This is a genomic window from Neolewinella persica DSM 23188 (genome assembly GCF_000373105.1).
In the GTDB taxonomy this organism is placed as follows: domain Bacteria; phylum Bacteroidota; class Bacteroidia; order Chitinophagales; family Saprospiraceae; genus Neolewinella; species Neolewinella persica.
The window spans coordinates 243950-261449 of record NZ_KB890414.1 but is presented as its reverse complement, the minus strand read 5'-3'; the positions used below and the strand labels follow the sequence as shown (position 1 = coordinate 261449).

The 17500-nt window shown below is 50.9% G+C and carries 5 protein-coding genes; all 5 read left to right on the top strand.

The annotated features are described in order from the left end of the window. The first annotated feature begins 173 nt into the window (after positions 1–173). Positions 174–2474: a lamin tail domain-containing protein gene (locus B036_RS31545; protein WP_020567130.1), complete on the top strand. Its 2301-nt coding sequence runs from the start codon at positions 174–176 to the stop codon at positions 2472–2474. A 142-nt stretch (positions 2475–2616) separates the two neighbouring features. Next, positions 2617–3204: a uracil-DNA glycosylase family protein gene (locus B036_RS0102610; RefSeq protein WP_020567129.1), complete on the top strand. Its 588-nt coding sequence runs from the start codon at positions 2617–2619 to the stop codon at positions 3202–3204. Between the two features lie 184 nt (positions 3205–3388). Continuing rightward, positions 3389–7795 (top strand): T9SS type A sorting domain-containing protein, encoded by a 4407-nt coding sequence (locus B036_RS0102605; RefSeq protein WP_020567128.1) that lies wholly within the window; start codon positions 3389–3391, stop codon positions 7793–7795. 401 nt (positions 7796–8196) lie between these two features. Next, positions 8197–8988: a T9SS type A sorting domain-containing protein gene (locus B036_RS0102600; RefSeq protein WP_083926109.1), complete on the top strand. Its 792-nt coding sequence runs from the start codon at positions 8197–8199 to the stop codon at positions 8986–8988. Positions 8989–9054: 66 nt separating this feature from the next. After that, positions 9055–17490: a cohesin domain-containing protein gene (locus B036_RS0102595; RefSeq protein WP_026231607.1), complete on the top strand. Its 8436-nt coding sequence runs from the start codon at positions 9055–9057 to the stop codon at positions 17488–17490. The last annotated feature ends 10 nt before the right edge of the window (positions 17491–17500 follow it).

Below are 17500 nucleotides of genomic sequence, written 5' to 3'. Positions count from 1 at the left end.
AACAGGTCGTAGAAGGCTAAAGAAGGTGCATTACGACGAAGAATTAGTCTTATCCGCTGATTTTCAGCTAAAAACGTTACCCTCGCTTAACATTGACGTCAATAACTTTGTACTAAATCTTAAACCAGCCCCGGCTGGCAATAACCTACTTCCGTTAATTCAAGTATACTACTATGTTGCACCGTTACTTTAATGTTTGCGTTTATGCTACTTTGCTCTTAACCTTATTTTGCACCAGCGTCCGCGCCCAAACCGTCATCGAAGTAATGGACTTCGACGGAACAACCACCGAAATGTTGATCTCCACCGATGTGCCCTTCTTTAGTAATGGCGCCCAGGGCTTTTGGGGTATTCATAACGCAAATGCCGACGATACCGATGGCATACCAGCCGATACTGATGCTGCTTTTCCCTCTCGGGTAGCACTCATCACCAGTGGAGCTATTCAGGGAGATTTTCTTTTCGTTAATGACCTGGACGATTCAGAGGGCGGCAACATGAACGGGACGCCCGGTCGTGGGAGCGTAACCTTCGGCCCCGTCACCATCCCCGGAGCGGCCACCAATCTACTTTTCTCCTTCGATTACGATGTGGCCAACTTTAATGGTGGAGACGAAGTATTTTATACCCTGGTCCTTAATGGGGTGCCACAGACAGAGGTACACCTCATTGGCGCCAGCGGCGGGCCACAAATTGGGTCTGGTACGGTCGATGTAATCATTCCTGATGGCACGACTACCGCCTCGCTCATCCTTGGAATAGAATTGAACGGTGATCAATCTGCGGGCTTCGATAACTTCGTTGTCACTTCAGATAACCCAAATCAGCCCTGCGGGGTCTCCTCCTTCGGGCCCACCGCCACCGAAACCTGTGCGGCCTTTACTAACGGAACTGATGACGAATATACCCTCACTATTGACTATGTCGGAGTTGACGCCGGCGGCACCCTCGCGCTTCTGGTGGATGGTGTGGCTGCCAGCAGCTTCACAAATAACGGAGACGACCCGACCATTACTTCTGGCGGTACCATCGACATCAGCAGCGTTGATTTGTTGGAAGGCACCAGCTATGAAGTTACTTTCAGCGACGGAGGCGATTGTGCTTACTCCGTAACCGGGGCCGTGGCTACCAATACCTGCGTTTCCGTTTGCGACCTTTCTTCAGACATCAGTATGCTGCGCCTGGGCTGTTTAACCTTTACTTCGGGCGGAACTGATCAGGTCTTTGGAACGCTGGATTATCTCGGCGTGGAGTCTGGCGCGACGGCGTCAATCACCGGCAGCCCGGGCTTCCCCATTGTTGTCTCCGGTGATCCCGGCACGATAGAAGATGGAGAGGTCGCGTTTGGTGGCTTAGTTGAAGGTGGCTCGTATACCATTACCATCGGCGGTGGTTCCTGCACCGGTATGGATGCCATCGTCATTCCGTTTTCCGTGCCGGCAGCATTGTGCGCGCCATCTGACCTGGTTATCAACGAAGTATTAGCTAATCCCACGGGCGGTCTTGATGTTAATCAGGACGGTTCTATCAACAGCGACGATGAGTTTGTAGAGTTGTACAACAACGGTACCAGCGATCTCGACATTTCTGGATATACGGTGGAAGAGTTCGCCAGGATTTTTCACACTTTCGAAGCCGGTACCGTTTTAGCGCCGGGGGAAGGAATTTTGATCATTGCGGATATTCCACCTGCCGGGTTGTCGACTCCATATGGATGCTATGTAGTAGATGCTAACGAATTCTTTATTGGCCTGAATAATTCTGGAACTGACGGTGTCGCCGTAAGGGATGCCGCTGGAAACATCGTTGCACAAATGACCTTTACTGATGCTCCGGTGGGGGAGTCTTTGGCCCTCAGCCCCGACGGAAATCTGGCGGGAGGATACCAGAGTCACACCACGGTGTCTGCTACTGGTGCGATGAGTTCTCCGTGTGGAGAGAACATCGCTAACGAGGTCGGCTTGCCGGTTGAGCTACTTTCTTTTAGCGCAGTTGCTGACGAAAAAGAGGTGCTCTTAACCTGGTCTACGGCGAATGAAATCGATAATGATCACTTTGTGGTAGAGCGCAGGTCATTTAACCGCGAATGGCAGTCGATCGGTACCGTTTTTGCGGGTAGAGGCACGGAAAACAACTATAAGTTTTCTGATGATAACCCGCTGAATGGTGATAACTTTTACCGCTTGCGCCAACTTGATTTTACGGGTAATTTCTCGTTGCACGGACCAGTGATGGCGGCATTTACCACGGATGAATTTCTGGTTTTCCCTAATCCGGCGGCTACGGAAATTCGGTTTGGCGGTACTTTTTCAACTGCGGACCGAATTAGCCTGCACGATGCCAACGGACGGTTGCTGAAACAAGTGACTCCAGGTGCTGACAGGGCTGGCCTGGCCGATTTGAAACGAGGTGTTTACCTGGTGAGGGTGGCTAATGACCGGGGGACGGAAATCATTCGCTTCGTTAAGCAATAAGATTTTTCGGATATTTTAATGCCGGTTATCAGCACACAGAAAGTGTTGGTAACCGGCATTTTTTGGCGCGGGCGCTGGTACAAAGAGCCGGTTTCAGGAGCAAAGCCTATGTCGGTCTGCTGCGGATTCACTAGTTTACCAAATGTCTTCTACCTACGAATTGTACGACCATCCTGCTTTACGGGAGGCCGCAGCCTGTGCGGTCTGCGCCGGCGACCTTCCGCTAGGCCCAAAACCGATCTTTCGCGTTCACCCGGAGTCTAGGGTAGTCCTCATTAGTCAGGCACCCGGTCGGTTGGCCCATCAATCCGGAATTCCCTGGGATGACCCCAGCGGTCGGCGTTTGCGTGAGTGGCTTGGTGTTGATGATGCAACGTTTTTTGACGTTAGGAAATTTGCCATTCTACCCATGGGCTTTTGTTACCCGGGGAAAGGAAAAGGTGGTGACTTACCACCGAGGCCCGAATGCGCGCCGTTGTGGCAGGAAAAACTGCTGGCGCTTATGCCGAATCTGAAGCTCAAGTTGCTTATCGGAAGCTACGCTCAGGCGGAATATCTGGGGAAGAATTGCAAGCGGACGCTAACGGAAACCGTGCGAAATTATGAGGCGTACTTACCCGAGTTTTTCCCGTTGCCGCACCCGAGCCCACGTAACCAGGTTTTCCTCCGGAAAAACCCCTGGATAGAGTCGGAAGTCATACCTGTTTTACGGGCCTTAATCAAAGAATAGAATGGCAAATACGTACTGCAACGTTAAATGTTCGACTATTTATGATCTACTTATTACCTTTGTTAGCATTGTTACCTGGTCAAAAACCGATAGATAAATTTTTCTGCTGACCTAAAACAGTTGAATTTAAACTAAGAACGGGTAACTGTTTTTTTGCTTTTGTAATCTCAAGAATCGTAATCTTATGAAATTAGTCCTACGCTATTTAGTGTTTGGGATAGCTGTTCTCCTATCGTTTGGTGCGCGTGCTCAGACGGACACGGTCAATCTGGCTATTATTGCCAGTATTAACATAACCCTGAACGATGGCTGCCAGGCCCTGGTAATCCCCGAAGAAATTTTAACCGGAGACTTTGATGTTGACGGAAACGGAGACTTTGTTCTCAATGCCTTCAACATTGTTGTTGAGGATGGTAATGAAGCCAACGGCCCCGTCATTGACGGCTGTGGCTCTTATAACTTCCGTGTAACTGCCAACCCTGATCTCGTAGTAGGTTTTACTACCGGATGGGGTGTCGTGAACGCCGAAGACAAAACAGCTCCGTTTTTCACAAGTACGCCCGTTGCACCGGTCGGCCCACTGTATTGTGATCAAGTCGGGAATTATAACCTGAACGTACTGCCCAATACGGTTAGCCGTTGTTATACGGTCAATACCCAAACGAATACCATTGTTGCCGCAACGCTCGATCCGGCCCTGCAACTTCGCCTGCTGGCTGGTGGTGGCCTACCCGGAGCATCGGACAATTGCTCCGAATTCATTGAGATCTGTGTAAATGATATCATTACCCGCGATGCCGAGAACCCGGATTGTGAGGATGTAATTCTGACGCGGACCTTTACCGCTACAGATGGCAGCTGTGTTAGTGCCGGAGGAGAAACAAACGAAGCCGCTGTAACCAGCTATGAGATCGTCTTTACCCGTCCGTCTCTCGACGACCTGAATAACGATAATATCCCCGAGGTAGTCCTGATTGAATGTGGAGAACTTGAAGCCCTCGGCCTTGTCTTCGGAGATGTTCCTGCTCCTCGTCCACAAGATCTACCTTTCCTTCCTGGCCCTGACGGAACCAGAATACCGCTTACTATCGGAGCCGGCGGGAGCTTCTGCGGCCTCGGTATAACCTTTACTGACCTGCCTAGAATTGTAACCTGTGACCGGGCTTACAAAATTGTTCGCAACTACACCGTAATCGATTGGTGTAACACGGATGATGTCCGCACCTTTCAACAAGTCGTTAAGATTGGTGACTTCACCGCACCAGTATTTACGGCTCCTACTGGCGTTTTGCAGTACACTACGAATGCAGGCAACCTGTGTGGTGCCTACATCCGCCTTGACCTGTCTTCTATTTCTCTCACGGACGCTTGTTCCGAAGTGCTTTCTCTTAGCGCTAATATTTACCTGAACGGTAACCTGAATTCTGCTCCACTTGGAAGCTATGACGTTGACCTGAACAATGCCTCCGCCGAGATTTCTGGCTTGTTACCCGTTGGTAACCACATTGTCCGGTATACTTATTCTGATGAATGTGGCAACTTCGATGATACGGATGTTGACATCAGCATTTCAGATGGAACGCCTCCAGTTGCTCTGTGCGAAGACGGATTAAACGTTAGCATCACCAGCAGCGTTTCTCCTGACCCATCAGCTGCTCCAGGAGTTGCAGTACTGACGCCCGGAATGATTGATGCTGGCAGTTATGACGACTGCTCTCCTACCGTTGGTCTGGAAATCGCACGCGTGCGTCTTCTGGCTAACGGAACGTATGAACTACTCCCCGGTGCCGCTTACGGCCCACAGGTTGTACTCACTTGTGAAGATGTTGGAAATGTACTGATTGGCCTGAAAGTTACTGATGACGCTGGGTTCGAGAACTACTGTTGGATGAGCGTTTTGGTAGAAGACAAGACACCTCCTACCTGCGTTGCCCCGGGCAACCTTAAAGTAAGTTGTGTCGACTACGATGCCTTTGGCCTACCCAATGACATCACTGACGCTTCCGATGCGCTGCTTGACGCCACCTTCGGTGTCGCTACGGGATCGGACAACTGTGATGTATCTATTACTCAGACCATCTCCGGCAGTGTAAACAGTTGTGGTGTGGGTAGCTTTACCCGCGTGTTTACCGCAATGGATGCCGCCGGGTTTACGAACAGCAGATCCTGCACTCAGTCCATCGAGGTGTCTGCTCTGCATAACTATGTCATCATTCTTCCGGGAGATGCCAGCGCTTTCTGTATGCAGTCGCCAAACATCTCAGATGTGGAAGTGACCGAGAACGGTTGTGACCTTATTACCACTCAAATGGAGCGGGATACATTTACCAGCGATGCTGACGAATGTTACAAGATCCGGATCGAGCACAACATCGTTAACTGGTGTGAATACAATACGATCGGTGAGCCTTACCAAATACGTCGTGACTACGACGGAGACAATAATCTGCGTGAGCGTACCTTCCTCTACGTTGAGCCCTTCAGCCCTTCTTCTATTGACGATGACCGCGCTTACCTTGATGGCGATGCCTTCTTTGGTAATAACAACTTCGCACTTGAACTTGATAATGGAGATGATACCGGTTCTACCAACGACCAGAATGGTGTTATAGATACGGAGCCTTACGGTACTGATAATAGCCGGGGTGCCTTCCGTTACTACCAGTTCGTGAAGATTCACGATGAGGTTGCACCACAGATAGTAGCAGACAATCCGACGGAATGCTTTGCTGCCCTGAACGCTAACTGTACGGGCACTGTTGAAATTGGGTTTGAACTGACCGATAACTGCACCATTCAGGAGCAGCTTGAAGCCAGAGTAGAGCTTGACGTTGACTTTGTTGAACTTCAGGGCTTCAGCCGAACGCGCTTTTTGCTTCCTGCGGAGGTGACCAGTGATGCGGAAGGTAATTACGTTATCTCCATGAGTAACATTCCCGTTGGCCAGCACGCTGTGCGGGTCCGGGGTGCAGACAACTGTGGTAACGTTGAAGTAAAAGTCATCGAATTCTGTGTGGAAGACGGACTGGCGCCATCGCCGATCTGTATTATGCAAACAACGGTGACCCTGTCTCCGAATGGTGACGGAACCGGGCAGGCAACCTACTGGGCTACTGATGGCCTTGCCAGTGACGTTCAGGATTGCTCCGGAGATGTAAGGTTCTCCATATACAAGGAGATCGATGCCGGTGCAGCTGGGTTTACGCCTAGCCCTTTCGATACAGGCATTATCTTCAATTGTGATGATGACGCAACTGTTCCTGTTCGCATCTACGCTTTCGATCCAACCGGACTGAACGAATATTGTACCGTATTGATTCTGGTGCAACGGGCCGATAACGCCTGTGTCAGTGAAAATACGGGTAACCTGTCCGGCGCTATTTCGACGGTAAGGGGTGATGCAGTACAAGGTGTAGCCATGGAGCTTACCGGCCCGGATGGTTCCGAAGGTACCACAACGGACGCTTCAGGCCGCTACGATTTTGTTGATTTGCCGGGTGGTGATGACTATACGGTCGACCCGACTCTGGAGACCTACGTTACCCACAGCCAGGGTGTTTCTACCTTTGATTTGGTATTAATCACCCGTTTCATCCTCGGGCTGGAAGATTTTCAATCTCCTTTCCAGCGCTTAGCTGCAGATGCTAACGGAGACGAAGATGTATCCGTGCAGGATATCATTGCTATCCGTCGATTACTACTTGGCTTCGACGATGCTTACCGGAATAATTCTGCCTGGCGATTTGTTGAATCAGATTTCGTCTTCCCGGTTAACGCTAACCCCTGGGCAACGAATTTCCCTGAGGTCATCAACATCAACAACCTCAACGGCAGCGTCCGTAATGCTGACTTTATCGCCATCATGATCGGTGACGTTAGTGGCAACGCCCCAAGCGGTTTCACCAATGATGGCGGCGGTCGCCCACGTAGCGGCAAGGTAATGCTGGAGACCAGTGACCTTAACATGGTTGCAGGAAATACTTACGAAGTAACTATCGATGCAGCAGCCGCTGCTGACCTGGAAGGATTGCAGGGAACGTTCTCGCTGAGCTCCGGTGTACGCTTGATAGACGTTGACTACGGTCAGCTTACTTCCGGTAACCTCAACACGGGTTTTGCCGCGCGCGGTCTTTTGCCTTTCAGTTTCAACGCAGCCAGTGGGCTCAATCAATCTGTGCCAGTAGTTACACTGCGGATAGAGGCCATTGCTGATGTTCGCCTGAGCGATGCCCTGGAGATTACTGACGATGTAATCATTGCCGAGGGCTATACTCAGAGCAACGGGCTGGCAGGTGTCGGTATTCGCTTTACCCATACGGAAGCAACTCCGGTAATGAACGTACTGGAGCAGAACACGCCTAACCCGGTTGCAGAAACCACCGTCATTCGCTTTACCCTCGAGCAGGCAGGTAATACAACACTTTCTGTTCGCGACATCAGCGGCCGGGTGATTCTGGAGCAAAACATTGTTGCCGTTGCCGGAGAGAATGCATTAACCTTGAATCGTAAGCAGCTTGGTGCCAGCGGAATACTGACGTACACGCTCACGGCGAAAGACTTTACGGCTACCCGAAAAATGATGGTACAGTAACGAAGGAGACTAATATACTCAAATCACAAGGGTTTAGGATACAGTTGACTTGAGAGCCACAACGTTTGCAGGCACTCAGCGCCACAGGGTTTCCGAAACCACTTCGTGAAGCGTATAATTTCCTGAAAAGCCCCGGTGAATTCATTTTGCCGGGGCTTTTTACGTCAATTGAAGCAAGGAGACAATAATTTTCAGCTAGGGGCGGAAGCCCCTTCGTACCGAAAAATAATTGCTTCCTACCATTCCCCTGCACCTGCGCTCCGCCGCCCGGAAAATGCTGGTGATAAAGCTTTAGGAATCTTGTTGACCCCGATATGACGCTAGGTGCTTGAAAATGGCTACCTTAGCGTTGCGAAAGGTGGCGGCTGGCGGGCCGTGCCAAGTTTTATAATCCCGAATCGATGAACATACCAAACTTACTTCCCCGTACAATGGGGATAGTGGCCCTGTTGTTGGCCCTCCTCCCGCTGCGTGCCCAGGAGACCACTTTTTTTGTTGAGGACCTCATGGTTACTGCCGGTGATGACATTTCCGTCAATGTACGGGCAGTCAACATTTCTGATGTCGTCGGCGTACAATTGTCAATATACTGGGACGAATCAATGCTGGCTTTCACTGGAGTAAGCAACGTAGTCTTTGATGGATCTCTGGCCGAGAACTTCAACCAGACTCAGCTTGACAGTGGCCGCATCGGCTTTTTGTTGGTTGATCCAAGCCTGGAAGGGTTTGATTTGCCAGATAGTACCATTCTGTTCACGCTGGAGTTTAGCCCACTTAGTATGAATCCGCTAACTACGGAGATCGGATTCGGTGACCTTCCACTTCGCTTCAGCGCGCAAAACAATGTCAACGTGCGGCTGGCTTGTCAGCAAATGCCTGGTATCGTTACCTGTGAATCTCCAAACAGCGTTCCTTCTTTCTCAGAAGATCCCCGCTTTCAGGTTGCCCCTAATCCTTTTCGCGAATTCGTTCGAATTACCACCCGGCTTGACTATGGGGGTAAAGCCTCCCTTGAATTACTTGACCTGAAAGGCCGGCTGATTAAACAGCGTGTGGTAAACCTTACTCCCGGAGAACAAACTAATCAGCTCTCAGCAGCTGACTTCCCCGCCACGGGGGCCTATATTATTAGACTGGTCACGGATCGAGAACGGCTCCATCGTAAGGTGGTACTAACCAGCAATATCCGTTAAGTGTGTTTTTTCTTCGCTCCATAAGGCGACTGTCCCTTTTATCTTAATCCCGAAACTGACATTTAAATGAGAAATTTCTACACCCTGCTGCTCGGTGGGCTGCTGTTTTGCCTGGCTAATAGTCTGAATGGGCAAAACATTTCTATTGGGCTAACCAATGTTGACGGCAACGTAGGTGAAACAGTATGCGTCGATATCGTTGGAGCTAACTTCGTTGGCATCACCGGTATGCAATTCAGTGTCACGTTCGATACGTTGAACATTCGCTACGTTTCAGGTAGTGCCAGCATCAATGGCACTAATGTATCTATCGGCTTTCGGGCTGATCGCCCCAATGAACTGCGGCTGAGTTACAGCCCTTTTAGTTCTACGGGGTATACAGATGCTGGCCCATTTGTTATTGGCCAACTCTGTTTTATGATTGTACAAGACGTCGAGACGACGCTTACAATTGGTGACGTCCCCATACCCTTGGAATTCACCAACGAAGATCAGGAAATCTTCGAACTAGCAGATGTAGATGTAACCAACGGTACCATTAATGGCGGAAGTGTCGGGATGGCAAACTGTATGGATGGCATTATGAATGGCAACGAAACGGGGATCGACTGTGGTGGCCCTGATTGTCCCGTTTGCCCAACCTGTGACGATGGTATTATGAACGGTGATGAAACTGGTGTCGACTGCGGTGGCAGTTGTACGGCTTGCGTTAATCCGCCTACCTGCTCAGATGGCATCATGAACGGTAATGAGACCGGTGTTGATTGCGGTGGCCCGGACTGTGCTGCCTGCCCAACCTGTGATGATGGTATTATGAACGGTAATGAAACCGGTGTTGATTGTGGTGGTAGCTGTACGCCTTGTGTTACTCCGCCTACCTGCTCCGACGGCATCCAGAACGGTGATGAAACAGGTGTGGATTGTGGTGGTACCAATTGTGCTCCATGCATGGCGGTGAACTGTGGTGAGGGATCTTCCTTCTTAAACCTATGTGTTAGCGACGTTTGTGACATCGCTATCGGTGCGCAGGCGTGTGTAGAATTGACGGTGGCTAATTTCACCGACGTTACGGGTTTGCAGATGGACCTAAAGTATCCTGCTGCAAATCTTAACTATGCCAACTTTACGCCTAATGCACTCCTCGGCGGCGGCTTGCAGGTGAATGAATTTGCGGACGGAGAGGTCCGCCTCGTTTTTTTCCGGTCGGCCGATAGCCCGGTAACCCTGGATGATAATGAAGTGTTTACCACTATCTGCTTTACGAACGAAACGCTTTCGGCAACTACCTTAGATGCTGACCGCCTTCGGGTGACTAATACTTCCGGAATGGTAGTAGGCCCCGTGGAAAATGATGGCTCAGTCAATGATTGTGCTGTGCCAAGCTGTAGTGATGGCATCCAAAACGGGAATGAAACTGGCGTAGATTGTGGTGGCCCTGATTGTGCTGCCTGTCCTACCCCAACTTGTAGCGATGGCATCCAAAACGGCACCGAAACCGGAATCGATTGCGGTGGTAGCTGCGCTCCATGTATTGCGGCTATTTGTGGAGAAGGCTCCTCTGCATTTAATTTATGCGTGAGCGACGTCTGTAATATTGCCGTTGGTGCCCAGGCCTGTGTAGACCTGACGGTGGCAAATTTCACCAATATTACGGCCGTTCAATTGAACATTCTTTACCCTTCGGCTAATTTGGAATTCGCAGGGTTCACACCTAATAGTGCGTTAGCCGACGCATTGCAGATTAATGAATTTGCCGACGGAGAAGTCCGTATCATCTTCTTCCGCGGCGCCGATAGTCCGGAGACCTTAGCAGATGGTGACGTATTTGCTACGCTGTGTTTTACTAATGAAACTGCCGGGTCGACACTCATAAACGCTGATGGCCTCAGGGTTACAAATACGGGCGGTATGGTGGTTGGGCCAATCGCTAATGACGGTACGGTTAATGACTGTACGACGCCAACGTGTGACGACGGTATCCGGAACGGCGACGAAACTGGTGTCGATTGTGGTGGCAGCTGTACGGCATGCGCCGAGCCCACCTGTGATGATGGTATGATGAATGGCGATGAAACCGGCGTTGATTGTGGTGGACCGGATTGCCCGGCCTGCCCTACTAACGATTCTTGTGGGGAGGGCTCCTCCGTCTTCAATTTATGTGTCGGTGAGGCTTGTGATATTGCCGCCGGTGCTCAGGTTTGTGTCGATTTGACGGTAACGAATTTCACGGGCATTACCGGCTTGCAGATGGACCTAAAGTATCCCGCTGCAAACCTTGATTTTTTAAACTTCACGGCAAACGCCGCGCTTGGAGATGCCCTGCAGATTAATGAATTCGCTGACGGCGAATTACGCTTCGTCCTGTTTCTGGGGGCTGATATGCCCACAACCCTGCCCAGCAACGCCGTTTTCGCAACGGTCTGTTTCACTAACGAAACCGCTGGCATAACAATGCTCGATGCGGATCGATTACGCGCAACCGGAGCAGATGGCAATCCTTTAATCGGGCCAATCGCCAACGATGGCATGGTTAACGGTTGTATGGTCAACCCTACCTGTAATGATGGTATCCAGAACGGCAATGAAACCGGTGTTGATTGTGGCGGTAGTTGTGCGGCTTGTCCGCCAACCTGTAGCGATGGTATCCAAAATGGTGATGAAGAAGGTGTAGATTGTGGCGGCTCTAACTGTATGCCTTGTAATACGGGTGATTGTGGCGACAATACTACGGACCCGGAAGTGTGTATTGGAAGTGTATGCGAGGACGCAGGTGCAGAGGTTTGTGTGCCCGTTTTCGTCGGTAACTTTGACAACTTGTTTGGCTTTCAATTCTCCCTCTCTTACCTGCCGGGGAACCTGGAATACACCCGCTTTACTGCGGCCGCTGCCTTGCAATCAGGTGCAACTGTTGGTAGCCCTTCAGACGGAACGGTTAACCTGATCTGGAACGACCCCGACCTTACGGGCATAAGCTTCCCTGGCGATGAAATGGCCTTTGAAATCTGTTTCACCGTACAAGCAGCAGTACCCACACCGCTTACCTTCCGAGATGAGGCCAATACCCTGCGCTTCTTTAATTCGACGGGCAGCCGGATCCCCGGCACCGGTAATCCGGGAGGCGTTAATCAGAACTGTGGAAATACACCTACCTGTTCGGACGGAATCATGAACGGCAACGAAACCAGTATTGATTGTGGTGGCCCAGACTGTGCGCCGTGTTCAACTTGCTCCGACGGTATTATGAACGGCAACGAAACCGGGATCGATTGTGGTGGTCCGGATTGTGCCGCTTGTGTCAGTACTTGTGGTGAGGGCTCGGATTTCCTCAATCTATGTGTCGGAGAAGCTTGCAACATTGCCGTAGGTGCTCAGGCCTGTGTAGACTTGACGGTAAGCATGTTTACCAACGTAACGGGGCTGCAAATGGACCTTAAGTACCCTGCTGCCAACCTAAACTACGCCAGCTTCACGGCGCACCCATCAGCTGGTGGTGGCCTACAAGTAAACGAATTTGCAGACGGTGAAGTCCGCCTGGTCTTTTTCCGTTCAGCCGACAGCCCCATCTCGCTCGACGACGGTGAAGTCTTCGCCACGATCTGCTTTACCAATGAAACCACCGCTACCACCATCCTTGATGCAGATCGCCTACGGGTTACGAATACTACCGGAATGGTTATCGGTCCCGTGGAAAATGATGGTATGGTCAACGGATGTACGGCTGGCCCTACTTGTAATGATGGCATCCAAAACGGTAATGAAACCGGCATCGATTGTGGTGGCCCGGATTGTGACGCTTGTGAATCCTGTACCGACGGCATCATGAACGGCGACGAAACCGGCATCGATTGTGGCGGCCCGGACTGTAGCCCTTGTGCTACATGTGATGACGGTATCATGAACGGTGACGAAACGGGTATCGATTGTGGTGGCAGTTGTCCGAATACGTGCCCAACGAATACGCTAGTACTGAACGTCAGCGATGGTACTGCCCAGATCGGGCAGCAAGTGTGTGTACCGGTGAGAGTAACCGACTTTACCAATATTGGAAACATCAGCCTTACGGTAAACTTTGATAACAGCGTTATTGCCCTTGCTTCGGTGACGGCTAACTCTGCTCTGGCAGGGTTTGGTGCTGGTAACTTCATGACGACTGCTTCTACCGTTACGGTTAACTATACGCCGGCGACTCCTCAGTCGCTCGCAAATGGAGAACAATTTTTTACCGTCTGCTTCAACGTGTTGACTGGCGATGAGACCGATGTGACGATCACCAACGTATCGGCAACCAATGGTGGCGGTACTAACCTGACCGTTAGCACCGATCCCGGCACCATCAATACGGGAGGTATTGAACCCTACGAGAACTTTACAATGGTGGTCAGTAATGAGACTGCAGCTTTAGATGCTGAAGTATGCCTCGATGTGACGGTCTTTAACCTGAGGAATTTCGCTGGCCTACAATTTACCATCGACTACGATGCAACCAAGCTGGCATTCGTAAGCGCAACCGGTACCGGTGAGCTGTCCAACTTACAAGTGTCGAACCCTGACCCCGGTATCTTACGGGTGGTTTGGTTTGATCCGAACCTGGGCTCGAACGATGTACCGGACGGAGCAAGTATTCTCTCCGCCTGCTTCACGGTGCTCGAGGCTTGCCGCACCCCGGTAACTATTTCTAACCCAAGAGCTGCAGATCCCACTAACACCGCCATCACACCCGTTGATCTCGTCGCTGGAAGTGTTAATAATGACGTCACTTGTGGCGGTGGAGGTTCACCGGATAACCTGGTGCTCGACTTGGGCAGCAGAGACGGTGCTTTAGGAACAGAGGTTTGCGTTGACCTGAAAGTAACGGACTTTACTTCACTGACTGACCTCAGTTTCTCCATTGCGTACGACGCTACTAAGGTTACTTTCACCAGAGCAACAAACTTTCGCCTGACCAGTATCACTGCGGCGAACTTTACGGCACCTGCTGCCGGACAGATTAGGTTCGAATGGAACTCCCCCGGCCCTGCCGGCCGAACCATCGCTGATGGCGCAACCATGGTTAGCCTTTGTTTTACCGTAGATCGTTTTGCGGTCACGCCACTGAATTTCTCTAATTCTCCGATTGCTATCCTGGCGCGAAACGCGAATAATCAACCCGTCGGAGTCGTACCCGATGGCGGTAGCATCAACCCTAATGCTCCTATGGCAGATGAGCTGACCTTCCAGGTCGGTTCAACGCAGGCTGTGGTGGATGACGAAATCTGCTTGCCCATCATTGCCTTCCAGGCTATGGACATGGTTTCCTTCCAGTACACCATCAATTATGATCCTACTAAGTTGGAGTATCTGCGGATGGAGCCGAATAGCAACATCAGTAGCTTCAGGAACATCTCGGTGAACAATGCTTTGCCCGGAATTCTTCGGGTACTTTGGTTCGATCCTGCACTTAACCCTAATACCGTAGAGGACGGAACGGCACTGTACTCTATCTGCTTCAGGGTGCTTTCTACCGACCCGACGCTGGTCACTTTCGGAGATTCACCTACGGCGATAGAATTTGAAAATACGGATGGTACCATTGAGGCGGAATTGATCAACGGCTGCGTGAACTGTACGCCGGCACCGGTCATTGTTTCTGCCAATATCGACGACCCTGATTGTAGCAACGGCACCGACGGTTCCATCGCGCTGACAGTGAGCGGCGGAAACAACCTTACTTACGAATGGTCTCCTAATGTATCTACTAATGCAACGGCAAGCAACCTTGCCCCGGGCACCTATTGCGTGACAATAACCAACCCGGCTACGAGCCAATCCACCTCCGATTGTTTTGACGTTGTAGATCCCGGTCCTTTCGATATCGTAGTGGACATGGTTAGCGGGGTTTCTTGCTTTGGAGAGTCAGACGGCCAGATCACCATCGCAACGGTGGGCGATACCGGACCGTACCTGTTTGACTGGAGTGGAAACCTGCCCGACGGCGCGCCTACGCAGACATTGCTTCCCGGCGGATCTTACGGCGTTACCGTAACCGATGATAATGGGTGTGTACGTTCGCTTGACAACATCACCGTAGGGGAACCCGCAGTGGTGAATATCAGGGGGCAACTGACGAACATAACTGACAGCCCCGGTCGTATTGACGCAACCGTTACCGGTGGCCGCATGCCTTATCAATATTCCTGGTCCGGACCTGAAAGCTTTACGTCCGATCAGGAAGATATAGATCCAAGCGTAGCAGGTACCTACTGCCTGACCGTCATCGATAACAGAAACTGTAGCGATATTCAATGTTTTGCCATCATCCGTGCCCTGGCCATTCTGGATACCGACGTAGATTCGGGATGTTCAGGAGAGGACAATGGCTCGATTGACCTGACCGTCATTGGCGGAACAGGTGGATACGACTATCTATGGAGCGACGGGAATATGACCATCAGCGAATTCCAGGATATTGATGGCCTTGCTCCTGGAGATTACACCGTTACCGTGACGAGTGGTGCCGATCAGGTTGTCCAGACAATTACGGTAGAAGAGCCAACGGAGATCGTAATAGCGGGTGACGTAACTAACGCTACCATGGGTAGTAACGGCGCAATTGTAACTGTACCGTCCGGCGGGAATTCACCTTACACTTTTGAATGGGCTGACGGACCAACAACCCAAAACAGATCAGAGCTTGATGCCGGACAATACTGCGTGACGGTAACCGATGCCAGCTTGTGTGAAAGGATGCGGTGCTTTACCGTAGGTGCGGCTGCGGCCACAATTACCGGTTTAGTCTCCCTCGATGCATCCTGTGCTGATTCGGAGGATGGTATCATTCGTTTGACCATGACCAATGGTGTAGCCCCAATTCTGGTAAGTATTCCGGAGCTGCCCTTTATGTACACCGACGATGATAACAGCATCGAAGTCAGCGTTCCTCCGGGGACCTACACCGTCAACCTTACTGACGACCAGGGCGCAATGCTAAGTACGATGGTTACAGTAGACGGTCCAGAGCCATTGTCCTTTACCTCATCGGTAACCTCCGATACGGAAGATATGGATTGCTCCGGTATGATCAGTCTCGACATCGAAGGAGGAACTTCCCCTTATACTGTTGCCTGGGGTAACAGTGTTACTGGTGCGACCATCAGCCAACTTTGTGCAGGTATGTACACCGGTACGATTACCGACGAAAACGGCTGTATGTTGATCACTGAACCGATCGAAGTGAGCCGGATTGATGAAGAAGTTGTCGGTATTACCGACGTGGCCTGCGCTGACGGTACCGAAGGTGCTATCAATGTTACTATTACCGGTGGTGTAATGCCGTATTCTTTCTCCTGGACCCGTACAGGGTCCCCGGACGAAATTTCTACACAAGAGGACTTGTCTCCAGACGACGTAGCAGGAGGAGTTACCACTGGCGGCTATACGCTGACCGTAGTAGATGCTTCCGGTGCTATGCTGATCCGTAATTACACTGTTGGCATTTCTGCCGGCTTTAGCGTTACGACAACTGTTACCTCAAACTTCAACGGATTTGGTGTCAGTTGTGGCGGAGCCGCGGATGGTCGTATCGAGATCGTAATCAGTGGTCAGGGGAACTTCATGTATGAATTTATCTTCGAAGGCCAAATGGTTGGGGTTGATAGTGTACTGGAGAATGCCGCAGCCGGCATTTACACCGTTACCGTCCTTGATGAAGGGAACTGTGAAATATCCGAAACGATTGAGGTTACCGCTCCTCCCGCAATCGTACTGGAATCATCAGTTACGCAAATTAGTTGTAGTAACGTCAATGATGGTAGTCTTGCGATAAACCCCACCGGGGGCGTTGCCGACTACAGGTTCCTCTGGTCAAACGGTGCCACGACTCCACGAATATCCGGGCTGAGTAGTGGAACCTACGGCGTTACGGTTACTGATGCCAATAACTGTACAACCGGCGAGTCTTTTACACTTACAGCTCCGGAAGATCTGGCCATCACTTTTGATGCCATTGACGCAACGGAAGGATGTAATGGCAGTGTCCAGATTCTACCGCTGGGTGGTAGTGGTAATTATCGCTTTACCTGGCCGCAATTGCCTAATCAAGGGGATAACCCGCTAGCTGAAGGCCTGTGTCCCGGTGAGTACACTATCCAGGTAACTGATGATAATGAGTGCCAGACGGTAACCATGATAGCCACGGTACTTGACCGTCGTTTCCCTTGCCTTAGTGCACGAGAAGTCATCACCCCTAATGGAGACGGACTCAATGAGAAGTTCATTCTGTTCTGTTCCAACAACGATGAAGCCATCAATAACACCATGCAGGTATTTAACCGCTACGGTCAGTTGGTCTACAGAGTAGCCGACTACGATTGTAGCAGTGATGATAGCGGTACGAACTGTTTTGAAGGTCGAACTAATGACGGGACCGTACTACCCGAAGGCCCGTACTACTACATTTTTGATTTCACCAATTTACAGGGTGAACCTAAGCAGCAACGTGGCGCTCTCACCATCGTTCGCGAATAAACCTTTCCCC

Excerpts from the sequence above, each read along its gene's own strand:
- B036_RS31545 (WP_020567130.1), top strand. The coding sequence starts at position 174 with ATGTTGCACCGTTACTTTAATGTTTGCGTTTATGCTACTTTGCTCTTA.
- B036_RS0102610 (WP_020567129.1), top strand. The coding sequence starts at position 2,617 with ATGTCTTCTACCTACGAATTGTACGACCATCCTGCTTTACGGGAGGCC.
- B036_RS0102605 (WP_020567128.1), top strand. The coding sequence starts at position 3,389 with ATGAAATTAGTCCTACGCTATTTAGTGTTTGGGATAGCTGTTCTCCTA.
- B036_RS0102600 (WP_083926109.1), top strand. The coding sequence starts at position 8,197 with ATGAACATACCAAACTTACTTCCCCGTACAATGGGGATAGTGGCCCTG.
- B036_RS0102595 (WP_026231607.1), top strand. The coding sequence starts at position 9,055 with ATGAGAAATTTCTACACCCTGCTGCTCGGTGGGCTGCTGTTTTGCCTG.